The organism is Streptomyces sp. NPDC050806 (assembly GCF_055586425.1).
In genome coordinates this window covers 1-22,518 of the sequence record NZ_JBVJIF010000019.1, presented here as the reverse complement: position 1 = coordinate 22,518, position 22,518 = coordinate 1, and the positions used below count along the sequence as shown (strand labels likewise).

15 protein-coding genes are annotated in these 22,518 nt (G+C 73.0%); 12 read left to right on the top strand and 3 right to left on the bottom strand.

Going from position 1 to position 22,518, the window contains the following annotated elements; translation table 11 throughout:
* The first annotated feature begins 315 nt into the window (after positions 1 to 315).
* Together ACZ6WH_RS38015 and ACZ6WH_RS38010 are read left to right on the top strand one after the other, a co-directional pair.
* Positions 316 to 4,131 carry a glycosyltransferase family 2 protein gene (locus ACZ6WH_RS38015; RefSeq protein WP_469734624.1) on the top strand — a complete coding sequence of 1,272 codons (3,816 nt, stop codon included), beginning with the start codon at positions 316 to 318 and terminating at the stop codon, positions 4,129 to 4,131.
* Entirely contained in the window at positions 4,128 to 5,654 is a 1,527-nt protein-coding gene (locus ACZ6WH_RS38010; protein ID WP_469734622.1) for a DUF5719 family protein, read from the top strand. The genes ACZ6WH_RS38015 and ACZ6WH_RS38010 overlap by 4 nt, the downstream gene beginning before the upstream one ends.
* Before the next feature lie 278 nt (positions 5,655 to 5,932).
* Here the strand turns inward: ACZ6WH_RS38010 and ACZ6WH_RS38005 are convergent, their stop codons facing one another.
* A complete protein-coding gene (locus ACZ6WH_RS38005; RefSeq protein WP_432855182.1) occupies positions 5,933 to 6,415 on the bottom strand; it encodes a metallopeptidase family protein in 483 nt (160 codons plus the stop codon).
* Between the two features lie 282 nt (positions 6,416 to 6,697).
* Here ACZ6WH_RS38005 and ACZ6WH_RS38000 point away from each other — a divergent pair, with 282 nt between their 5' ends.
* The 7 genes from ACZ6WH_RS38000 to ACZ6WH_RS37970 all read left to right on the top strand — a co-directional run bounded on the left by ACZ6WH_RS38000 (position 6,698) and on the right by ACZ6WH_RS37970 (position 14,518).
* Positions 6,698 to 7,126 (top strand): DUF3499 domain-containing protein, encoded by a 429-nt coding sequence (locus ACZ6WH_RS38000; RefSeq protein ID WP_052869226.1) that lies wholly within the window; start codon positions 6,698 to 6,700, stop codon positions 7,124 to 7,126.
* A 337-nt stretch (positions 7,127 to 7,463) separates the two neighbouring features.
* Positions 7,464 to 9,080: an L-lactate permease gene (locus ACZ6WH_RS37995; RefSeq protein WP_469734678.1), complete on the top strand. Its 1,617-nt coding sequence runs from the start codon at positions 7,464 to 7,466 to the stop codon at positions 9,078 to 9,080.
* A 160-nt stretch (positions 9,081 to 9,240) separates the two neighbouring features.
* The gene (locus ACZ6WH_RS37990) at positions 9,241 to 10,599 is read left to right on the top strand and encodes a phosphomannomutase/phosphoglucomutase (RefSeq protein WP_469734620.1); all 1,359 of its coding nucleotides are present in this window, start codon (positions 9,241 to 9,243) and stop codon (positions 10,597 to 10,599) included.
* Positions 10,600 to 10,781: 182 nt separating this feature from the next.
* The gene (locus tag ACZ6WH_RS37985; RefSeq protein WP_432855175.1) at positions 10,782 to 10,964 is read left to right on the top strand and encodes a Trm112 family protein; all 183 of its coding nucleotides are present in this window, start codon (positions 10,782 to 10,784) and stop codon (positions 10,962 to 10,964) included.
* 58 nt (positions 10,965 to 11,022) lie between these two features.
* Positions 11,023 to 12,168 (top strand): SIS domain-containing protein, encoded by a 1,146-nt coding sequence (locus ACZ6WH_RS37980; RefSeq protein ID WP_432855172.1) that lies wholly within the window; start codon positions 11,023 to 11,025, stop codon positions 12,166 to 12,168.
* Between the two features lie 97 nt (positions 12,169 to 12,265).
* Positions 12,266 to 13,480, top strand: coding sequence for a mannose-6-phosphate isomerase, class I (gene manA / locus ACZ6WH_RS37975; protein ID WP_432855169.1), 1,215 nt, complete (start codon positions 12,266 to 12,268; stop codon positions 13,478 to 13,480).
* A 90-nt stretch (positions 13,481 to 13,570) separates the two neighbouring features.
* Positions 13,571 to 14,518 (top strand): cation diffusion facilitator family transporter, encoded by a 948-nt coding sequence (locus ACZ6WH_RS37970; protein WP_469734617.1) that lies wholly within the window; start codon positions 13,571 to 13,573, stop codon positions 14,516 to 14,518.
* A 123-nt stretch (positions 14,519 to 14,641) separates the two neighbouring features.
* Here the strand turns inward: ACZ6WH_RS37970 and ACZ6WH_RS37965 are convergent, their stop codons facing one another.
* Entirely contained in the window at positions 14,642 to 16,750 is a 2,109-nt protein-coding gene (locus ACZ6WH_RS37965; RefSeq protein ID WP_469734676.1) for a fructose-specific PTS transporter subunit EIIC, read from the bottom strand.
* Between the two features lie 733 nt (positions 16,751 to 17,483).
* Here ACZ6WH_RS37965 and ahcY point away from each other — a divergent pair.
* Together ahcY and ACZ6WH_RS37955 are read left to right on the top strand one after the other, a co-directional pair.
* Positions 17,484 to 18,941, top strand: coding sequence for an adenosylhomocysteinase (gene ahcY / locus ACZ6WH_RS37960; RefSeq protein WP_469734615.1), 1,458 nt, complete (start codon positions 17,484 to 17,486; stop codon positions 18,939 to 18,941).
* Positions 18,942 to 19,113: 172 nt separating this feature from the next.
* Positions 19,114 to 19,758: a hypothetical protein gene (locus ACZ6WH_RS37955; RefSeq protein WP_469734613.1), complete on the top strand. Its 645-nt coding sequence runs from the start codon at positions 19,114 to 19,116 to the stop codon at positions 19,756 to 19,758.
* 81 nt (positions 19,759 to 19,839) lie between these two features.
* Here the strand turns inward: ACZ6WH_RS37955 and ACZ6WH_RS37950 are convergent, their stop codons facing one another.
* A complete protein-coding gene (locus ACZ6WH_RS37950) occupies positions 19,840 to 20,865 on the bottom strand; it encodes an RDD family protein (protein WP_469734611.1) in 1,026 nt (341 codons plus the stop codon).
* Positions 20,866 to 21,003: 138 nt separating this feature from the next.
* Here ACZ6WH_RS37950 and ACZ6WH_RS37945 point away from each other — a divergent pair, with 138 nt between their 5' ends.
* A complete protein-coding gene (locus tag ACZ6WH_RS37945) occupies positions 21,004 to 22,011 on the top strand; it encodes a stage II sporulation protein M (RefSeq protein ID WP_469734609.1) in 1,008 nt (335 codons plus the stop codon).
* The last annotated feature ends 507 nt before the right edge of the window (positions 22,012 to 22,518 follow it).

The following is a 22,518-nucleotide window of genomic DNA, read 5'->3' as shown; positions in this document are numbered from 1 at the left end:
ACCGGCCGGCACAGCACACGGGCACCGGCCCCAGGACCGGCCCCGCCATCGAGGAACATCACGGGCACCCACTCCGCCCCCGGCACACAGCCGGGGGCGGAGTGCTGTGTGCGGGCCGGGCGGGGCACCGCGTACGGACCCGGCCGCCGCGCCCGCGTGAACCATTAGTGTGGGGCTCCGTCCGAGACGCACCAACACCCGCATGGTGAGCGCGCGTCCATCGCAGTCCATCGCAGTGTCTTCCGGGGGCCACACCCGCAGCGGCCCGCCCGCCGCGGGAGACGGCAGCCCCGGGTCCGGAGGGCCCGTACCTCGATGTCCGTGCACAGCCAGTCGGCGGCCCAGGCCGCCTCATACGAAGCCGCCGCACCCCAGTTCCCGCGGCATGTCGTCACCGCCGTGATCGTCTCGCACGACGGCGCGCGCTGGCTGCCCGATGCGCTCTCCGGCCTGCTCGGCCAGGAGCGCCCGGTGCAGAACGTCATCGGCGCCGACACCGGCAGCGCCGACGACTCAGCCCGGCTGCTGACCGAAGCCCTCGGCGACGAGCGGGTGCTGCACCTCGCCCGCCGCTCCGGCTTCGGCACCGCCGTCGACGAGGCCGCCCGCACCGCTCCGGTGCTCACCCCCGACGACCTGCCGTACCTCAAGCGCCCCAGCGGCTGGGACCCGGTCACCCGGACCTGGCACGACGAGGCGTACGACATGCCCGACCTGCCGCACGGCGAGCCCGTGCAGTGGCTCTGGCTGCTGCACGACGACTGCGCGCCCGCGCCCGACGCGCTCACCGAACTGCTGCGCGTCGTCGACGCCAGCCCCTCCACCGCCATCGTCGGCCCCAAGCTGCGCAGCTGGTACGACCGCAGGCAGCTCCTCGAAGCCGGCGTCAGCATCGCCCGCTCCGGCCGCCGTTGGACCGGCCTGGACCGCCGCGAGCAGGACCAGGGCCAGCACGACCAGGTACGCGCCGTCCTCTCCGTCTCCACCGCCGGCATGCTCATCCGCCGCGACGTCTACGAGCAGCTCGCCGGCTTCGACCGCCGGCTGCCGCTGATGCGCGACGACGTGGACCTGTGCTGGCGCGCCCAGGCCGCCGGCCACCAGGTGCTCATCGCGCCGGACGCGGTCCTGCGGCACGCCGAGGCGGCCTCCCGCGAGCGGCGGCCCATCGACTGTGTGGGCCGCTCGGTCGCGGGCCCGCACCGTGTCGACAAGGCCGGCGCCGTCTACACCCTGCTGGCCAACACCCGCGGCGCGGTCCTGCCGTACGTCCTGCTCCGCCTCGTCCTCGGCACCTTCCTGCGCGTCCTCGCCTACCTCGTGGGCAAGGTCCCGGGCCAGGCCCTCGACGAACTCGCCGGGCTCTTCGGCGTCCTGCTGCGGCCCGGCAAGATCATGGCGGCCCGGCGCAGACGCGGCAGGCCGGCGGTCGAGGCGAGCGAGCTGCGCCCGCTCTTCCCGCCGCCCGGCGCGACCGTACGGGCCACCGTCGAACAGGTCGCCAGCAACTTCGCGGGACGGGCGGCGCCCGACGCCTCCTCGGGCGGCCGGCACGGCGCCGTGGAGTCCGGGCCCGGCGGCGACGACGCGGACTTCCTGGAGGTCGAGCAGTTCGCCCGGCTGAAGCGGATGGCCCGCCGGCCCGCGCCCGTCCTCTTCGCCGTCCTGCTCCTCGTCTCCCTGCTCGCCTGCCGCGGCCTGCTCGGCGGCGGCGCGCTGACCGGCGGCGCCCTGCTGCCCGCGCCCGGCGAGGTCTCCGACCTGTGGGCGCGCTACTTCCACAGCTGGCACGACGTGGGCATCGGCTCCACCGCCGCCGCGCCGCCCTACCTCGCGGTCCTCGCCCTGGTGGCGACCGTCTGCTTCGGCAGCACCGGCTTCGCCGTCACCCTGCTGCTGGTCGCCTCCGTCCCGCTGGCCGGCCTGACCGCGTACTTCGCCTCCCGGCCGCTCGTCACCTCGCGCCTGCTGCGCGCCTGGGCCGGCGTCGCGTACGCGTTCCTGCCCGCCGCCACCGGCGCGCTGGCCGGCGGCCGCATCGGCACCGCCGTCCTCGCCATCCTGCTGCCGCTGATGGCCCGCGCCGCGATCGCCGCGAGCGGACTGCGGCTCGCGCCCGGCGTGCGGCCCAGCTTCCGCGCCGCCTGGGCCTACGCGCTGCTGCTGACCTTCACCACGGCCTTCACCCCGGTCGTCTGGCCGATCGCGGTCCTCCTCGGCCTCGGACTGCTGGCGCTGCGCTTCCTCGACGGCAACCGCGACAAGATCGTGGCGTACGCGCTGCGCTTCCTCGCCGTCGCCGTCTCCCCGCTGGTCGTGCTCGCCCCCTGGTCGCTGTCGCTGCTGACCGAGCCGTCCCGCTTCTTCCTGGAGGCCGGGCTCGCCTCGAAGCCCGGCCAGGCCGACTGGCTGGGCCTGCTCGGGTTCAGCCCCGGCGGCCCCAAGGCGTACGGCAGCGTGCTGTTCCTCGGCGTCGTGCTCGCGGCCCTCGGCGCGCTGCTGCGCGGCGAGCGGCAGCGCGCGGTCCGCACCGCGTGGGCCGTCGGCCTGGCCGGGCTGCTCTTCGCGGGCCTGGCCAACGGCTCCGGCTGGGCCGGACCGCCCGCACTGATCTACGGCATTGCGCTGCTCTGCGCCGCCGCGATCGGCGCCGAGGGCATCCGCACCCGCATGATGGCCCTCGGCTTCGGCTGGAAGCAGCCGGTGGCCGTGCTGATCGCGCTGGCCGCCGCGCTCGCCCCGCTGTGGGCGGCGGTCAGCTGGATGATCAGCGGCGCCGCCGGGCCGGTGGAGCGGCAGAACCCCGAGCAGGTCCCGGCGTTCGTCGCCGAGGAGTCCGGCACCGCCGACCGCGCCCGCACCCTCGTCCTGGACGGGGACGCGGGGCACGTCGCGTACTCCCTGGTCCGCGGCTCCGGCGCGCGCCTGGGCGACGCCGACATCGCGGCCGAGGCCGGCGAGGACGGCCGCCTGAACGACGTCGTCGCCCACCTCGTGGCGGGCTCCGGCGCCGACCAGACCGACCGGCTCGGCGGCTACGCCGTGCGCTACGTCCTGGTCAAGGACGGTGCCCCGCGCGAGATGGGCCGGGTCCTGGACGCCACCCCGGGCCTGACCCGGATGAGCCAGGAGGACGGCAGCGCCCTGTGGCGGGTGGACCGCAGGGTCTCCCGCGTCTCCATCGTCAGCGGCTCGGGCTCCGGGGGCGGTACGGCGGCCGAGCCGGTCGCGGTCGCCGCCGACCCGGTCGACGCGCACACCAAGGTGCCCGCCGGACCCGACGGGCGGGTGCTGCGCCTCGCCGACGCCGCCGACGCGGGCTGGCAGGCCACCCTCGACGGCAAGCCGCTGAAGCCGGTCACGGTCGACGGCTGGGCCCAGGGCTTCGAACTGCCCGCCACGGGGGGCCGCCTGGACGTCACCCACGAGAGCCCGCTCACGCACACCCTCTGGATGACGGCACAGGGACTGCTCGCCGTGGTCCTGGTCGTGATGGCCCTGCCGGGCCGCCGCCGGGACGTCGACGACGACCTGCCCGAGGAGGGCCTGGCGCCGGTGCCCGCACAGCCCGTGGAGGGCGAGGGACGCCGCGCCCGGAGGCTGCGCGCCGCACAGGAGGCACAGGCCCCGCAGGACGCGCCCGCTCCGGAGGCGGCCGTGCCCGGCGCCCGGGACGGCGCGGACCCGATGGCCGATCCGTACGCGGCGGACCGGCAGGCCGACCCGTACGCCGTGCCGCAGGCGGACCCGTACGCGCAGGGCGCCGGCTACCCCGCCGATCCGTACGCCGCCGACCCCTACGCGGCCGCCCACGGCGTCCCGCAGCAGGGCGTGCCCGAGATGCCGCAGCAGCCGCCGTACCAGGACTGGCAGGGCGGCCAGGCAGCCGACCCGTACCAGGCCGCGCAGTACGGGCAGCAGTACCCGCCCGCCTACCAGGGCGACCCGTACGCACAGCAGGCCTACGGGGCCGGTGCCTACGACCCGTACGGATACGGACAGCAGCAGCCCTACGGGGACGGCACCGGCTACGACGGCCCGCCGCACGACGGGGCGCCCCACGACGGGGCCGGCACCACGCACGACGGCTCGTACCGCGAGCCCCGCCGCGACGGGAGCGACCAGCAGTGAACCGCACCACCATGTCCCTGATCGGCGCGGTCGTCGCGCTCGCCGCCGCCACCGGGGTCGCCGCCGTCGCGGCCCCCGGGGAGGACGCGGGCACCACCGCCTCGAAGGCCGCCACGCTGCCCGTGCAGCGCTCCTCGCTGATGTGCCCGGCCCCGACCTCCTCCGAGGTCGGCGAGACCACGTACACCGCCTTCACCCCCAAGGGCGCGAAGGCCGGCAAGGGCACCGCCGATCTGCGGGCCGCCGCCGACGGCCGCGCGGACGACACGGGCAAGAAGGGCGAGGACGCGAAGAGCCCGAAGGGCGGGACCAAGCCCGTCGCTCCCCTGAAGGCGCCCGGTACGCCGGTCACGGAGACCACCGACAGCTCCGACGCGCCGGCCCTGATCGGCACCGCCGACGGCGGCCTCGCACCGGGCTGGAGCGTCCAGCAGACCTCCGAGGTCAGCGCGGGCACCGGCCGTGGCGTGCTCGGCACCGCCTGCACCGCGCCGGACACCGACTTCTGGTTCCCCGGCGCCAGCACCTCCGCCGACCGCCAGGACTACGTCCACCTCACCAACCCCGACGACACCGCGGCGGTCGTCGACCTGAAGCTGTACGGCAAGGACGGCGCTCTGAAGGGGACGTCCGGCGAGGACATCCAGGTGCCGCCGCACTCCAGCGTCCCCGTACTGCTCTCCACGCTCTCCGACACCCGGGCCGCCAACGTGACGCTGCACGTCACCGCGCGGGAGGGGCGGGTCGGCGCGGCCGTCCAGGCCGGCGACGACAAGCTCGGCGGCGACTGGCTGCCGGCCTCGGCCGACCCCGCTTCCGCCGCCTCCGGTCTGGTGCTCCCGGGCATCCCGGCCGACGCCTCCTCGGTGCGGCTGGTGGCCATGGCGCCCGGCTCCGCCGACGCCGACCTGAAGGTGCAGCTGGCCACGCCCACCGGCTCGATCGTGCCGGCCGGGCTGGAGACGCTGCACCTGAAGAGCGGGTCGACCACCGCGGTCGACCTCAAGGACCTCACCAAGGGCGAGGCGGGCTCGCTGGTCCTCACCCCGGCCGAGGGCTCCGACGCGCCGGTCGCCGCCGCGCTGCGGGTCGTCCGCGGCAAGGGCTCGGACCAGGAGATGGCGTTCATCCCGGCGACGAAGCCGGTCGGCACCCGCGCCACGGCGGCCGACAACCGCGCCAAGGGCAGCACGCTCTCGCTCGTCGCCCCGCAGAAGGGCAAGGACGCGCGGGTGAAGGTCACCGCGTCGGCGGGCAGCGGGGGCGGCAGCCCCGCTTCCAAGACCTACACGGTCAAGGGCGGCAGCACCCTCGCGGTCGAGCCCCCCCGCCCGGACGGCCTCAAGGGCTCCTACGCGCTCACGGTGGAGCCGGCGGAGGGCAGCGGGCCGGTCTACGCGGCGCGCACGCTCGCACTGCCGCACGGCGGCGTACAGGGCTTCACCGTCCAGACGCTGCCGGACGACCGCGGCCTGGTCCAGGTCCCGACGGCGAGCTGGAACATGTCGGTCCTGAACGACTGATGTGACGCCCCCTCACGGGCCCTTCGGGAGACACCTCCCGAGGGGCCCGTTCCCATAGGGCTCCCGGTCCGCACGCGGCGGTGCGTCCGGTGCTCACGCGGCGCGACGGGCTTCTCCGTACGCGGCCGGGTCGGCGCCTCCGTAGGCAACGGAAGCGGTATCTCTGTACGCGACGGAAGCGGTACCTCCGTACGCGGCGGGGGCTGCGTCCTCATGAGCGCCAGTACCGGTCATTTCCGTGCGTGGCGGGACCGGCCCCATTCGCTTTGCTGACCGGCTCAGTCCTGCCCGTAGCGAGGGTCGACCGACTCCGGGGCCAGGCCCAGCAGTTCCGCCACCTGTTCGACGACGACCTCGTGCACGAGGAGCGCGCGTTCCTCGCGGTTCTTCGTACGGATCTCCACGGGGCGGCGGTAGATCACGATGCGCTCCCGGCCGCCGTTCTCGGAGGGCAGCAGGCTGCCCAGCGGCACCATGTCCTCGTCCGCCGCGAACCCCTCGTCGCCGTCGGGTGCCACCCGCGGCACCTCACGCACGGAGAACTCCACCTCCGACAGCTGCGGCCAGCGCCGCTCCAGGCGCTCCACCGAATCGTGCACGAGGTCCACGAAGGAGTCGGCACGGCTCACGGAGAGCGGCACCTGCGGCGGGGCGATCGGACCGCGCATCCCGCGGCCGTGGCGGTCGCGGCGGCGCGGACGCGGCTCCGTCGGGCTGGGGTTCTCCTCGGCACCGGCCGGGGGAGGTACGGGGCTGTCCATCAGTCACGAGCGTAGCCGCCGCGGGCCGTGCGCGGCCGAACTCTTGCACCGTACGCCCCATGTCGCTCACTGATCGGTACAGGTTCTGTTCCGTTCGTTCGTCCCGGGCGATGTGACCACCTAACGCTCGCGATGCGCCCGCGAAATGACACGAATTGACTGGAGTGGGAGGGGGAATCATCGGCTCCACTCGGGTGGCAAGGGGTTCTCGGCGCAGGTCAGGCCGAGCGTGCGCAGGTCAGACAGGTCGGGCGAACCGGGACGACACGGCCGGGTGAGGTCGTGGAGAGTCGTCGCGGCCCGCTCAAGAGTGCGGTACCGTCCAACGTCGTGAGCCCTGTACGTCGCTGTTCGCGCACTGCGTGCGGCCGTCCCGCCGTCGCAACGCTGACGTACGTCTATGCGGATTCGACCGCTGTGCTCGGCCCGCTCGCCACCTACGCGGAACCCCACTGCTACGACCTGTGTGCCGAGCACTCCGAGCGCCTGACCGCGCCACGCGGGTGGGAGGTCGTCCGGCTGGCCGCCGACCCCGGCGCGGTCCAGCCGAGCGGTGACGACCTCGAAGCGCTCGCCAACGCGGTGCGGGAAGCGGCGCGTCCGCAGGAACGTGCGGCCGGCGGTCCCGAGGCGGCCGGCCCCCGCGAGGCCGACCCGATGGAGGTGGCCCGGCGCGGTCACCTCCGTGTGCTGCGCTCGCCGGACTCCTGAGGGCCGGCGTCCCGCGCCTCCCGAAGCCCGCACCTCTTGAGGCTCACGCCTCCCGAAGTCCGCACCGAAGTCCGCGTCTCCCGAGGCCCGCGCCTCCTGGAGTCCGTGCCCCGCGGCCCGGCACCCCTTCCTCCCGGGAACGTCGGTTTCCGGTCGATTCCCCGGTGCGTCCGCGCCTGATGCCGGATCACTTCTGATCAACCGTCATTTCGTGACGGGCCATTGACTCCGGCTTGGCGCGGACACGACCATTCCTCCACTCCTGCGAGATCGCCTTCCGCATGCCGGAATGAGCGGGGAGCCGCCACGCCGCCGGGGAGGCAGCCGCATGTCCGGAGTGTTCGTCCAGCAGCTTCAGCCGATCGCCGATTCCCTCGCCCTGTCCGCACTGGTCGCGGCGCTGCCCCTGATCACCGTCCTGGTCCTGCTCGGCGCCGTACGGATGCGCGCCCACCACGCGGGCCTCATCGGCCTCGCCGTCGCCCTCGTCACCGCCTGGCTCGGCTCGGGCATGCCCGTCACGCAGGCTCTCTCCAGCGCGGTGCAGGGCGCCGTCTTCGGCCTCTTCCCCATCATGTGGATCGTCGTCAACGCCCTGTGGGTCTACCGGATGACGGTCCGTACGCAGCACTTCGACGTCCTCCGCCGCTCCTTCTCGCGGCTCTCCGACGACCCCCGCATCCAGGCCCTGGTCATCGCCTTCTGCTTCGGCGCCCTCCTGGAGGCGCTGGCGGGGTTCGGCGCCCCGGTCGCCATCAGCGCCGTGATGCTGGTCGCGCTCGGCTTCGACCCCGTCAAGGCGGCGGTCGTCGCCCTCGTGGCCAACACCGCCCCGGTCGCGTTCGGCGCCATGGGCACCCCCGTCGTCACCCTCGCCCAGGTCACCGGGCTCCCGCTGGACTCGGTCGCCTCCGTGGTGGGCCGGCAGACGCCGCTGCTCGCCCTCGTCGTCCCGCTGCTCCTCGTCGTCCTCGTGGACGGCCGCCGCGGCCTGCGCGAGACCTGGCTGCCCGCCCTCGCGTGCGGCGCGGCCTTCGCCGTCGCCCAGTTCGCCGCCGCCAACTTCGTCTCCGCGCAGCTCGCCGACATCGGTGCCGCGCTGGTCGGTGCCGCGGCGCTGGTCGCGGTGCCGGCCGCCCGCCGCCCCGCCTCCGCCGACGTACGCGCCGCCGTCCTCACCGGCGCCCGCAGCGAGGACCTGGACGTACGGGACAGCCGCCGCGAGACGGTCCGCGCCTACGCCCCGTACGGCCTGATCATCGTGGTCTTCTCGCTCGCGCAGATACCGCCCTTCAAGGACTGGGCGGCGGCCGCCACGCAGTCCTTCGACTGGCCGCTGCTGGACGTCGCGAGCCCCGACGGCAAGCCGGTCGGCGGCAACGTCCTCACGCTCCCGCTGGTCGCCACCGGCGGCACCCTCGTCCTCCTCGCCGGCCTGGTCACCGCCGCCGTCCTCGGCGTACGGGCCCGCGGTGCCGTCAAGGAGTGGCTGGCCACCGTCCACGAGCTGCGCTTCGCCATCCTGACCGTGACCTCCGTGCTCGCCCTGGCCTACGTCATGAACCTCTCGGGGCAGGCCGCCACCATCGGCCATTTCGTCGCGGCGGCCGGCGCGGGCCTCGCCTTCCTCTCGCCCGTACTGGGGTGGTTCGGCGTCGCCGTCACCGGCTCCGACACCTCCGCCAACGCCCTCTTCGGCGCCCTGCAGGTCACCGCGGCGCAGCAGTCCGGGCTCGCCCCCGAACTCCTCGCCGCGGCCAACAGTTCCGGCGGCGTCCTCGGCAAGATGATCTCCCCGCAGAACTTGACCATCGCCTGCGCCGCCGTCGGCCTGGCCGGACGCGAGGGCGACCTGCTCCGCAAGGTCCTGCCCTGGAGCCTCGCGCTGCTGCTCGTGATGTGCCTGATCGTGCTGGGGCAGAGCACGGCGGTACTGGGCTGGATGCTGTCCTGAACACCGGCGGAGCGGTCCGGCCGGGCCGCGAAGCCGCCCCGTACGGTCGATTTCGGGCCGGAAGCAGTCGTACGGGAACATCGTTCACCGATGGTTCACGGCTGGTCCACAGATCTTCCCGGTAGCTTGGGGGTCCCGAAGAGACCTCAGGAGGGTGGCTGTGGCTGATCTGTCGCAGATCGTGAAGGCGTACGACGTGCGCGGTGTGGTCCCCGAGCAGTGGGACGAGACACTGGCCGAGCTGTTCGGAGCGGCCTTCGTCCAGGTCACCGAGGCGGACGGGATCGTCATCGGGCACGACATGCGGCCGTCCTCGCCGGGCCTGGCCCGCGCGTTCGCCCGCGGTGCCGCCGGGCGCGGGGCCGACGTCACCGAGATCGGGCTGTGCTCGACCGACGAGCTGTACTACGCCAGCGGCGCGCTCGGCCTGCCGGGCGCGATGTTCACCGCGTCGCACAACCCCGCCCAGTACAACGGCATCAAGATGTGCCGGGCCGGCGCGGCGCCGGTAGGCCAGGACACCGGCCTCGCCGAGATCCGCGCCCTGACCGAGGAGTGGATCGAGAACGGCGCCCCCGAGCCGGTCGCGGAGACCGGCTCCATCACCCAGCGCGACGTACTGGGCGACTACGCGGCCCACCTGCGCTCCCTCGTGGACCTGGTGCACATCCGCCCGCTGAAGGCCGTGGTGGACGCGGGCAACGGCATGGGCGGCCACACCGTCCCCACGGTCTTCCAGGGCCTGCCGGTGGACCTGGACCCGATGTACTTCGAGCTGGACGGCACCTTCCCCCACCACGAGGCCAACCCGCTGGACCCGAAGAACATCGTCGATCTCCAGGCCCGTGTGCGGGAGACCGGCGCCGACATCGGCCTGGCCTTCGACGGTGACGCCGACCGCTGCTTCGTCGTCGACGAGAGGGGCGAGCCGGTCTCGCCCTCGGCCATCACCGCGCTGGTCGCCTCGCGCGAGCTGGCCAAGGAGCCCGGCGCCACGGTGATCCACAACTGCATCACCTCCTGGTCGGTCCCGGAGGTGGTCAAGGAGAGCGGCGGCAGGCCCGTCCGCACCCGCGTCGGCCACTCCTTCATCAAGGCCGAGATGGCCAGGACCGGCGCGATCTTCGGCGGCGAGCACTCCGCGCACTACTACTTCCGCGACTTCTGGAACGCCGACACCGGCATGCTCGCCGCGATGCACGTCCTGGCGGCCCTGGGCGGCCAGGACGGCCCGCTGTCGGGCCTGGTCGCGCAGTACGACCGGTACGCGGCCTCCGGCGAGATCAACAGCACCGTGGCGGACCAGGCGGGCCGGCTCGCCGCGATCAAGGCGGCCTACGAGGGCCGCGAGGGCGTGGAGCTGGACGAGCTGGACGGCCTGACCGTCACCGCCGCCGACTGGTGGTTCAACCTGCGCCCCTCCAACACCGAGCCGCTGCTGCGCCTGAACGCCGAGGCGCGCGACGAGGCCACCGTGGACCGCGTCCGCGACGAGGTCCTGGCCATCGTCCGCGGCTGACCCGCGGCGCGCGAACCGGGACGGGGCCGGCAACGGGTGCGGAAGCACTCGGGCCGGCCCCGCCGTACGGTGGTTCCGACGGCCCGCGTACCGCCGCCCACCGGCCGAAAGGCGCTCCCCACCGTCACCCGGCGGTACGCTGACGAGGCGAAACACATCATCACCCTGAAGGGGTCGCCACCATGCCGGTCGAAGCCAGCCTCCTCGAGATCCTCGCCTGCCCGGCGTGCCACGCCCCCCTGGCGGACAAGTCCTCCGACGACCCCGCCGAACTCGTGTGCACCGGTACCGGCTGCGGTCTCGCCTACCCCGTGCGCGACGGCATTCCCGTCCTCCTCGTGGACGAGGCACGCAAGCCGGCCTGAGAATCCTGAGGCAGCGGCCGCTCCGCCCAGCCGCCCGGCGACCGGAAGGCAGCATCACATGCTCGACGAGTCACTCCTCGACGCTCCCGAAGCCCTGGCCGAGGCGGACCGGTACGGCCTGCTGCGGGCCGTGGCCGAGTCCGGCGCCCGCGTCCGCACCGCGGCGCGGAACGCCGCCGAGGCCGGCATACCGGATCTCGCGCCCGACGGCCGGCCGCGCACCGTCCTCGTGGCGGGCCCCGGCCCCGCGGCCCCCTGCGTCGCCGACCTCTTCGGTGCCCTCGGCGGCGGCAGCTGCCCCGTGACGCCGATCCGGCCCACCGGCGTCGCCCCCCTGCCCGGCGCCCTGCGCTGGTCCCTGCCCGGCTGGACGGGCCCGCTGGACCTGCTGCTCGTGGCCGGACCCGACGGCGCCGACACCGGCCTGGCCGAGCTGGTCGAGAACGCCTACCGGCGGGGCTGCTCCATCGTGGGCGTCACCCCGGCCGGCAGCCCGCTCGCCGACGCCATCACCCAGGCCCGCGGGCTGGCCGTACCGCTCGCCACCACCCCGTACGACGGCGAGTTCGACGTGGAGGGCGCGCCGCCCGCGGCGCCCGGCACCCTCTGGTCGCTGCTCACCCCGCTGCTCGCGCTCGCCGACCGCATCGGCCTGCTCGCCGCGCCGGCCGACGAGCTGTCCCGGCTCGCCGACAAGCTCGATCAGGTCGCCACCCAGTGCGGCCCGGCCGCCGCCACGTACGGCAATCCCGCCAAGACCCTCGCCGCCGAGCTCGCCGACAGCCTCCCGCTGATCTGGACCGAGGGCGCCGTCGCGGGCGCCGTCGGCCGGCACTTCGCGACCGTGCTGACCGGTCTCGCGGGCCGCCCCGCGCTCGCCGCCGAGCTGCCCGAGGCGCTCACCGCGCACGGCACGCTGCTGGCCGGAGCGCTCGCGGCCGGCGCCGACCCGGACGACTTCTTCCGCGACCGGGTCGAGCAGCCCGGAGCGCTGCACGCCCGCGCCCTGCTGCTCCGCGAGGGCCCGCCGGGCCCGCTGTCCGCAGCGCCCGCGGCCCGCGACCTCGCCCTGGAACGGGACACCCCGGTCAGCGAGCTCGAGGCGGAGAGCGAGGGCAGCCCCCTGGAGAACGCCGCACAACTCCTGGCCACCACGGATTTCGCCGCCGTTTACCTGGCGCTCGCCGGAGCCGAGGGATCATGAGGCGGGGCGGTGCGCGGGTGGCCCTGCCGACCGCCGCCGTTCCGCTCTCCCGACTCTCACCCCGCCCCTTACCGACCACTGCAGGAGCCCGCCCGCAATGGACCGCCTCACCAACACCGTGCGCCCCTACGCCTGGGGTTCCACCACCGCGATCCCTTACCTCCTCGGCGTCGAGCCGACCGGTGAGCCGCAGGCGGAGATGTGGATGGGCGCCCATCCCGGCGCGCCGTCCCGCGTCGACCGGGGCATCGGTCCGCAGTCCCTGGCCGAGGTCATCGACGAGGACCCCGAGGACGAGCTGGGCCCCGACGCCGTCCGCGCCTTCGGCCCCCGCCTGCCCTTCCTGCTGAAGCTGCTCGCGGCCGGCTCCCCGCTCTCCCTCCAGGTCCACCCCGACCTCGCGCAGGCCAAGGAGGGCTTCGCCGACGAGGAGCGGCGCGGCGTCCCGATCGACGCGCCGCACCGCAACTACAAGGACGCCAACCACAAGCCCGAGCTGATCTGCGCGCTCACCCCCTTCGACGGCCTGTGCGGCTTCCGGCAGCCGGCCGAGGCCGCCGACCTGCTCGCGGGCCTGGGCGTCGACAGCCTCAAGCCGTACGTCGACATCCTGCACGCGGGCCCCGAGGAGGACGCGCTGCGCGAGGTCCTCACCGCGGTCCTCACCGCCGACCGGCACGCCATGGCCGAGACGGTCGGCGAGGCCACCGCGGCCGCCGAGCGCCTCGGCAAGGCCGGCGGCCCGCACGCCGAGGCCTACGCCGCGTACGCCGGGATCGCCCATCACTACCCGGGCGACCCCGGCGTGATCGCCGCGATGCTGCTCAACCACGTGACGCTCCAGCCCGGCGAGGCCCTCTTCCTGGGTGCCGGCATCCCGCACGCCTACCTGAACGGCCTCGGCGTCGAGCTGATGGCCAACTCCGACAACGTGCTCCGCTGCGGCCTCACCCCGAAGCACGTGGACGTCCCCGAACTGCTGCGTATCGTCCGCTTCGAGGCGGGCGACGCGGGCGTGCTGCGCCCGGAGGCCGGCCCGTCGGGGGAGGAGGTCTACGAGACGCCCATCGACGAGTTCCGGCTCTCGCGGTACGTCCTGGCCCCCGGCGCCGCCCCGGTGCCGCTGGCGAACCGTACGCCGCAGGTCCTGCTCTGCACGGCGGGCTCGGTCGTCCTGCGGGGCACCGGGGACGCGGCGGATCCGGGCCGGCAACTGGCGCTCGCGCCCGGTGAGTCCGCCTTTGTCCCGGCAGGTGAGGACATTGCGGCGAGCGGCGAGGGTACGCTCTTCCGCGCCACCGTGGTCGTCTGATGCAGGCCCCAGTCACGGGTGCAACAATGACCTCCCCATGTGGTTAAAGGGGCGGTAAAGCCCGGTCGACGGAAGGGACATGCAGCACTCATGAGTGCATCAGGCGGCACCAAGGCCATCGTCGCGGCGCTGGGCGCCAATCTGGCCATCGCCGTAGCGAAGTTCGTGGCGTTCGCCTTCAGCGGTTCGTCCTCCATGCTCGCCGAGGGCGTGCACTCCATCGCCGACTCCGGCAATCAGGGACTGCTGCTGCTCGGCGGCAAGAAGGCCAAGCGCGCCGCCACCGAGGAGCACCCCTTCGGCTACGGCCGCGAGCGGTACATCTACGGCTTCCTCGTCTCCATCGTGCTCTTCACCATCGGCGGCGTCTTCGCGCTGTACGAGGGCTGGGAGAAGATCCAGCACCCGCACGAGCTGGAGCACTGGTACTGGCCGGTGGGCGTCCTCGTCTTCGCGATCGTCGCCGAGGGCTTCTCCTTCTCCACGGCCATCAAGGAGTCGAACTCGCTGCGCGGTCAGCAGACCTGGCCCCAGTTCGTCCGCCGCGCCAAGGCCCCCGAGCTGCCCGTCGTCCTCCTGGAGGACCTCGGCGCGCTCGTCGGCCTGATCCTCGCGCTGCTCGGCGTCTGCCTCACCCTCATCACCGGTGACGCCATCTGGGACGGCATCGGCACGATGTGCATCGGCGTCCTGCTCGTCCTGATCGCCCTGGTACTGGCTGCCGAGACCAAGTCGCTGCTGCTGGGCGAGGCAGCGGGCGCCGACCAGGTCGTCAAGATCCGCGAGGCCATCGTCGACGGCGACACCGTCACCCGCGTCATTCACATGCGCACCCTCCACCTCGGCCCCGACGAGCTGCTCGTCGCCGCCAAGGTCGCGGTCCAGCACGACGACACGGCCACGGAGGTCGCCGACGCGATCAACGCCGCCGAGGACCGCATCCGCGCCGCCGTACCGATCGCCCGGGTCATCTACCTGGAGCCGGACATCTACAGCGCGGAGGCCGCGGCCTCGGGCACCCCGATGCCGGGCGCCTGACCGCAGGACCACAGAAGGGCCCCGCCGCTCACCCGAGGGTGAGCGGCGGGGCCCTTCGCCGTACGGGGCCCTTCGCCTTGCGAGGTCCTTCGCGGAACGGTGCGCCGGTGGCCCGGCTCCCGGCTACTGGATCTCGGCGAGTACGGCCATGATCGCGTCGCTGTCCGGCGCCGCCTGGAGCCGCGCCCGGAAGTCCGTGTCCATCAGCTTCCGCGACAGCAGCGCGAGGATCCGCAGGTGTTCGTCGCCCGCTGCGGCCTCCGGTACGGAGATCATGAAGACCAGCTTCGCGAGCGTGCCGTCCAGCGAACCCCAGTCGATGCCCTCGGGGGACCGCGCGAACCCGACCACCGGCGCCGTCACCGCGTCCGTCTTGGCGTGCGGGATCGCGATCTCCTCGCCGAGCCCGGTGGTGCCCTGTGCCTCCCGCGCGAGCGCCACCCGCACCAGTTCGTCCACGTCCGCGACCTTCCCGGTCCCGGCCGCCAGCTCCGCCATCTCCCGGATCGCCGCCTCCTTCTCCGAAGCGTCCAGCCGCACCTTCACGGTGGCGGGGGTGAGATAACCGGAAAGTACGGTGTCCTCGCCGGGCCCGGATTCCGTACCGGCTTCCGCGTCGGCTGCCGTGGCGGTTTCCGTACGGCGTTCCGCGTCGGCCGCTGTACGGGTCTCCGTACCGGCTGCCGTGGCGGTTTCCGTACGGGTTTCTTTCGCGCTCGCGCCCTGCGAGGGCGGGGCTGCCGTGCCTGCCGTCGCGCCCGCCGGCGCGGGCTCCGGAGCGGACGCTCCAACGGCTCCGGCTCCGGCTCCGGCTCCGGCCCCGGCTGCGGCGACCGCGGCCTCCCCGGTGCCCCCGGCACCCCCGCGCCGCTCCGCCATCGACATCAGCGTCACCGTGCACAGCGCGGTGACGACCGTGCCGGCCGCGATGGCCACGAAGAACATCGCGACGCCGCCCACCGCGCCGAGCACCGCGACGATCGGCCCGCCGTGCGGCACGTTGTCCGTCACCCCGGCCAGGCCGGCCAGCGCACCGGCCACCGCGCCGCCGAGCATGTTGGACGGGATGACCCGGGCGGGCCGCCCCGCCGCGAACGGGATCGCGCCCTCCGTGATGCCGAAGCACCCCATGAACAGCGCCGCGAGCCCCGTCTCCCGCTCCTGGTCGTTGTAGAGCCGCCGGCGGATCAGCGTCGCCACGCCCTGCCCGAGCGGCGGCACCGGGATCGCGGCCGCGCACATGCCCATGATCTCGGGGTTCTTGGACACCAGACCCGCGCCGAAGAGGAACGCCGTCTTGTTGACCGGCCCGCCCATGTCGAACGCGATCATCAGCCCGAGGATCACGCCGAGCAGCGCCGCGCTGGACCCCGTCAGGCCGCCCAGCCAGGTCGTCAGGTGCTCGAACACCCAGGAGATCGGCCGTCCGATGACGTAGATGAAGAACAGGCCCAGCGCCGACGTCGCCACGATCGGGATCACGATGATCGGCATGATCGGCTGGACGAACTTCGGTACCCGGACCTTCTTGATCCACAGGACCAGATACCCGGCCAGGAAGCCGGTGACGATCGCCCCGATGAAGCCCGCGCCCGACTTGGAGTCGTACAGCGCGCCCGTGTTGGCGATCCACCCGCCGATCATGCCCGGTACCAGCGCCGGCCGGTCCCCGATCGCGTACGCGATGTACCCGGACAGGATCGGCACCATCAGCGTGAAGCCGATCGTCCCGATGTCGTTGACGTGCTTCCAGAACGAGCCGTCGGGGATCACGAGGCCGCCGTCGGCCTGCGGGTGGCCGCCCAGCGCCAGCGAGACGGCGATGAGGAGACCGCCCACCACCACGAACGGGATCATGTAGCTGACGCCGTTCATCAGCGCCTTGTACGCGAGGCTGCGCTCCTTGCCGCCGCCTCCGCCCGCGGAGCCCGTACCGGCCGCGCCGCCACCGGCCCCTGCCGCGCCGCCCTCCGCGCCGTGCACCGGTGCGGTACGTACGCGCTCGATCAGCTCCTCGGGGTGGTGGATGCCCTCGGCCACCCCGACCACGACCAGCCGCTTGCCGGCGAACCTGCTCCGGTCGACGTCCTTGTCCGCCGCGATGATGATCCCGTCGGCGTCTCTGACATCGTTGTCAGACAGAACGTTCTCCGCGCCGATCGACCCTTGCGTCTCCACCTTCATCTCGTGCCCGAGCGCCTCGGCGGCCTGCGTCAGCTTCTCGGCGGCCATGTACGTGTGGGCGATGCCCGTCGGGCAGGCGGTCACCGCGAGCAGCCGCAGCCCTCGCCCGTCCTGCCCGGCGGCCCCCGCGTCCTCCGGGGGCTCCGCTGAACTGCTGGTCACGTCAGTCTCCTCACAAGTTCCCGCGCAAGATCGTGCAAGTGTTCCCGCGCACTCCGCATCCTGCATCACGAACCGCACCCCTCCAACCCGCCACCACACACCCCACCCGTAACAGTCACCCGTGCTCCGTCCCCGCGCTGCGCCCACCGCCTCCCTCCCGGCGCCCCGCGACAGGCGCCACCCGCGGTGCCTGCCGCGCGGGTGTGACTCGCCGCACCCTCCCGCAGGGGCTGGGGTTCACTGGGCCGATCGGTGTAGATTCGTGACCAGTGCCAGACGTCGCTGCTGATGGCGGTCGGGCGGCCCGCAGCGCGGGACCCCGAGGGAGAGAGGGCCTCCGACGGACTGCGTGCTGCGGCCAGGGGACAGGTGTGTCCCAGGGCGAGTGCCCTGCCGGTGCGAGCATGCCCGGCGAGGAACGCGCCCCGGGTGACAGCCGTGTCCAGGTGATCCGGCCGGACCAGCCATGTCCGGTCCGGGGGTGTCCGTATCGCGTCCGAGTACGCGTACGAGTCCACGTGCGACACGCGTGGCCGACCACCCGCTCACCGCACTCCGCCTGCCCGCGCCGCAGACTGCCGACCGCAACCACCCTCCGACCACCGGGGAGCAGCCCGACATGACGACAGCAGCCACCGGTCAGGACTTCAAGGTCGCCGACCTTTCCCTGGCCGCCTTCGGCCGCAAGGAGATCACCCTCGCCGAGCACGAGATGCCCGGCCTGATGGCGATCCGAAGGGAGTACGCCGCGGCGCAGCCGCTGGCCGGCGCCCGGATCACGGGGTCCTTGCACATGACCGTGCAGACGGCCGTGCTGATCGAGACCCTGGTCGCGCTGGGCGCCGAGGTCCGCTGGGCCTCCTGCAACATCTTCTCCACCCAGGACCACGCCGCCGCGGCCATCGCCGTCGGCCCGAACGGCACCCCCGACGCCCCCCAGGGCGTTCCGGTGTTCGCCTGGAAGGGCGAGACGCTGGAGGAGTACTGGTGGTGCACCGAGCAGGCCCTGACCTGGCCGAACTCGCCCACCGGCGGTCCGAACATGATCCTGGACGACGGTGGCGACGCCACCCTCCTGGTCCACAAGGGCGTGGAGTACGAGAAGGCCGGCAAGGCCCCCTCGGTCGACACCGCCGAGAGCGACGAGCACCGCGCCATCCTGGAGCTCCTCAACCGCACCCTCGCCGAGACGCCGAAGAAGTGGACCGAGCTCGCTTCGGAGATCCGCGGCGTGACCGAGGAGACCACCACCGGTGTGCACCGGCTGTACGAGATGCACCGGGACGGCACTCTCCTCTTCCCGGCGATCAACGTGAACGACGCCGTGACGAAGTCGAAGTTCGACAACAAGTACGGCTGCCGGCACTCGCTGGTGGACGGCATCAACCGCGCCACCGATGTCCTGATCGGCGGCAAGACCGCCGTCATCTGCGGCTATGGCGATGTGGGCAAGGGCTGCGCGGAGTCGCTGCGCGGCCAGGGCGCCCGCGTCATCGTCACCGAGGTGGACCCGATCTGCGCGCTGCAGGCGGCGATGGACGGCTACCAGGTCACCACGCTGGAGGAGGTGGTGGAGACGGCGGACATCTTCGTCACCACCACCGGCAACAAGGACATCATCATGGCCTCGGACATGGCCCGGATGAAGCACCAGGCGATCGTCGGGAACATCGGTCACTTCGACAACGAGATCGACATGGCCGGCCTGGCGCAGATCGAGGGCATCGTCAAGGACGAGGTCAAGCCGCAGGTGCACACCTGGACCTTCCCCGACGGCAAGGTCCTGATCGTGCTGTCCGAGGGCCGGCTGCTGAACCTGGGCAACGCCACCGGTCATCCCTCGTTCGTGATGTCCAACTCCTTCGCGGACCAGACGCTGGCGCAGATCGAGCTGTTCACCAAGCCGAGTGAGTACCCGACCGATGTCTACGTGCTGCCCAAGCACCTGGACGAGAAGGTCGCCCGTCTCCACCTGGACTCCCTGGGCGTCAAGCTCACCACGCTCCGCCCGGAGCAGGCCGCGTACATCGGCGTGGAGGTCGAGGGCCCGTACAAGCCCGACCACTACCGCTACTGAGCCGCGGCAGGAAGGCGCGCACGGTGCCTCGGTGACCGACGCGCCGCACCCTCAGCCGGACAGCCAGGCCCCCGTCCACCAGGGCGGGGGCCTGGCCCGCGCTCGGCCTTGCGTAGCCTCGACGGCAGCCCCCGCACGCGGGAACGACTGACGGAACCACCGAAGGACCCCCATGCCCCGCGGCCGCTATTCGCTGCACGACCCGCACGATCACACCCCCCTCGGCGAAGAGCACTTCCACTGCGCCACCGGCCCCTCCGGCTGGCGTTACGTCTCGCAGATCACCACCCCCTCCGGCGATCACGCGGGCTCCGTCGACCTCACCCTCGACGACCTCGGCCGCCCCATCCGGCTCGAACTCAACGCCTCCTCGTGGCAGGTACGCGGCGCCGCACTCGACGGCGTCACCTGGGTCCGTACCGATCCCTCCGGCACGCACGCCACCGAGGGCAACGTCCGCGCCCACGCCTTCACCGGCGCGTCCCCCGCGTTCCTCATCGCCACCGCCCGGCTGCTGCGCCCCGCCCTCGGCGCCGGAGCCGTCCGCACCCGCCTGGTGGCCTTCGCACCCCCCGTCCTCGCACCCCGCACCCTCGACCAGTCCTGGGCCCTGGTGAACAGGACAGCACACAGCACTGACAACGGACCGCTGACGGTGGACGAGTACCAGGTCAACGACCTGGAGACCGGCGAACAGCACGCGATCCACCTCGCCGGCGACGTCGTCCTCTCGGCCCCCGGCATCGAACTCGAAGACCTCGAAACACCGCCGTCGGTATTCACCGAGCCCGAGGGGTCCGACGGATTCGCCGACTGACGGGCCGGCCGACGGGCCGGCCGACCGGCCGATCCGCCGGGTGACCGCCGGGCCGCACGCGCGCTGGTCCGCGCAGGCGGCTCACGCGGGCGGCGCGAACCCCGTCGTACGCCGCGCGCCGGCCTCGGCCGGCCCGTGGCCCGATGCGCCGCCCGGCGCCTCCGGTCCCTTCGGCTCCGTGCCGGGGGCTCCCGGCACGACCGGGTCCGTGCGCGGCGCCGTCGAACCGACGGGGCCCGTGCGCGGCGCCGTCGAACCGAAAGGTTCCATGTGGGGCGCCGTGGAACCGAGAGCGTCCACGTGGGGCGCCGCCGTCGGTCCGTCCGGCGGCGCGGGGGTCGCCGCGCCCGCCGCTGCCGCGCCGAACGTACGCCGCGCTTCCCGCCACTGCCGCTCGAAGAGCACCGCCGACAGATAGGCGGCCGGATGCAGACCCTGCGGCACCCCCGCCCCGGTCCACCCCACGAAGTCCTCGGCCAGCTGCCCCGCCATCCGCCACCCGACCTGCGGATCCAGCTGCCCGCTGCGCGTCAGGAACTGCCGTACGGTCAGCCACCAGCTGTCCGGCACCCGCGACAGATCCAGCGCACCGAGCTGCCCCTGGAGCCACGGCGGCGGAGGCGGCAGCGCGGATCCGCCCCGCTGAACCGGTATCCGCTCCCGTACGACGACCGTGCCGGCGAACACGTCCCCGAGCCGCCGCCCGCGTGCCGACACCAACGAGGCGACGCACGCCACCACCCCCATGGTCAGCACGATCTCGACGGCCCCCATCGCCCCGCGCACCAGCGCGTGCCGGAAACGGATCGGACCGCCGTCCTCCCGCACCACCCGAAGCCCGCACGCGAGCTTCCCCAGCGAGCGCCCGTGGCTCAGCGTCTCGACGACGATCGGGATCCCGATGAGCACGAGCACGAAGGTCGCCACCGAGATCGCCGCCACCGCCGCCGGATCCAGTGAGGCGGTAGCGGCGAACAGCGCCATGGAGAGGGCGATGTACGCGGTCCACGTCACGGCGAGATCGAGGAAGACCGCCAGCGCCCGGCTCGGCAGCCTGGCCGGCCGCAGCCCGAGTACGACCGCCTCGCCCGTCACCAGCTCGTTCATCCCCGCCGTCCTCCCTCGCCTGTGCCTCGCCCGCCCCGCTGCCGGCATCCGCCAGTCTGCCAAGCCGATACGACAATGGGCCCAGTACGTTCATCATGAGCACCAAGACCGTCACTGTGGGGCGAGGAGCGCTACTGCATGGACCTCGATGTCTTCGTCACCGCGCACCGCGCCGAGTGGGACCGCCTCGACACCCTGGTACGCCGCAAGCGCCGCCTCTCGGGTACCGAGGCCGACGAACTGATCACCCTGTACCAGCGCGCCACCACCCACCTCTCGCTGCTCCAGTCCACCGCACCGGACCCTGCCGTGACCGGCCGGCTGACCTCCCTCGTCGCCCGCGCGCGCAGCGCCGTGACCGGAGCGCGCAAGGCGTCCTGGCGGGACGCCGCCCGCTTCTTCACGACCTCGTTCCCCGCCGCGCTCTACCGGCTCCGCCACTGGTGGATACCCACCGCGATCCTCTCCACGGTCGTCGCGGCCCTCATAGGCTGGTGGATCGCCGCTCACCCCGAGGTCCAGTCCTCGATCGGCGCCCCCGACGCCCTGCGGGAGATGACGAAGCCCGGCGGCCAGTACGAGACCTACTACTCCAGCCACCCCGCCGCGTCCTTCGCGGCCCAGGTGTGGACGAACAACGCGCAGGCCGCCGCCCTGTGCCTGGTCCTCGGCGCCTTCCTGTGCGTACCGGCCCTCTGGGTCCTCTTCCAGAACATGCTCAACGTGGGCGTCGGCATCGGCCTGATGGCCTCGGCCGGCCGGCTCGACACGTTCCTCGGCCTGATCCTGCCGCACGGCCTCCTGGAGCTGACGGCCGTCTTCGTCGCCGGAGGAGTGGGCATCAAGCTGGGCTGGACGGTCATCGACCCGGGGCCGCGCACCCGCCGGGACGCCCTGGCCCAGGAAGGACGCGCCGCGCTCGGCGTGGCCGTGGGCCTGGCCGCCGTACTTCTCGTCTCCGGGGCCATCGAAGGCTTCGTCACGCCGTCCGGTCTGCCCACGTGGCTCCGCATCGCCATCGGCGTCCTCGCCGAACTGGCCTTCCTGGCGTACGTCTACGGGCCCGGTCGCCGAGCCGTCCGGGCGGGAGAGTCCGGCGACATCGACAGCTCCGACCGCGACGCCGCGGTGCCGACCGCCGCCTGACCTGCGATCGAGACACCGCAGCGCACCGGATGTGCATCCGACACCCGTGAGCTGCTAATCTCCTGTTCACCCCAGGAAACCCGTTGACACGGGCGAGTGGGGGAGGTAGATTCGAACGGTTGCCAGGAGTTGGACAAGCTCCTCCGCGACAGTTAACATCTACAGCGCCCCGGCCGGAATTCAATTCCGCAGGGCCCTTCCGAATCCTTATCGGGAACGCCAGTCGATTCAATCGGCGAAAACGCTTCTGATAAAGTCGGGAAAGTCGAAAGACGAAGGCCAATCCAAAGGCCACTGGAAACAAATTCGGACCGGCTGCGACTTTCGAGAAGCAGGGAACGAACGAGGATCTGGTAAAGTCGGAACCGCCGAAAGGGAAAGCCCGCAAGGGCCGGACCGGAAAGCGACCCCACTCCAGCAGGGGGCCGGATCACCGAAAAGGATCTGGTAAGGTTGGAAACACCGAAGGGAAGCGCCCGGAGGAAAGCCCGAGAGGGTGAGTACAAA

Bases quoted from the DNA above. Each gene is read 5' to 3' on its own strand.
- ACZ6WH_RS37955 (WP_469734613.1), top strand. From the start codon at position 19,114: ATGCCCCGCGGCCGCTATTCGCTGCACGACCCGCACGATCACACCCCC.
- ACZ6WH_RS37985 (WP_432855175.1), top strand. From the start codon at position 10,782: ATGCCGGTCGAAGCCAGCCTCCTCGAGATCCTCGCCTGCCCGGCGTGC.
- ACZ6WH_RS37970 (WP_469734617.1), top strand. From the start codon at position 13,571: ATGAGTGCATCAGGCGGCACCAAGGCCATCGTCGCGGCGCTGGGCGCC.
- ahcY (WP_469734615.1), top strand. From the start codon at position 17,484: ATGACGACAGCAGCCACCGGTCAGGACTTCAAGGTCGCCGACCTTTCC.
- ACZ6WH_RS37980 (WP_432855172.1), top strand. From the start codon at position 11,023: ATGCTCGACGAGTCACTCCTCGACGCTCCCGAAGCCCTGGCCGAGGCG.
- ACZ6WH_RS38015 (WP_469734624.1), top strand. From the start codon at position 316: ATGTCCGTGCACAGCCAGTCGGCGGCCCAGGCCGCCTCATACGAAGCC.
- ACZ6WH_RS38005 (WP_432855182.1), bottom strand. From the start codon at position 6,415: ATGGACAGCCCCGTACCTCCCCCGGCCGGTGCCGAGGAGAACCCCAGC.
- manA (WP_432855169.1), top strand. From the start codon at position 12,266: ATGGACCGCCTCACCAACACCGTGCGCCCCTACGCCTGGGGTTCCACC.
- ACZ6WH_RS37945 (WP_469734609.1), top strand. From the start codon at position 21,004: ATGGACCTCGATGTCTTCGTCACCGCGCACCGCGCCGAGTGGGACCGC.
- ACZ6WH_RS37950 (WP_469734611.1), bottom strand. From the start codon at position 20,865: ATGAACGAGCTGGTGACGGGCGAGGCGGTCGTACTCGGGCTGCGGCCG.
- ACZ6WH_RS37965 (WP_469734676.1), bottom strand. From the start codon at position 16,750: ATGGCCGCCGAGAAGCTGACGCAGGCCGCCGAGGCGCTCGGGCACGAG.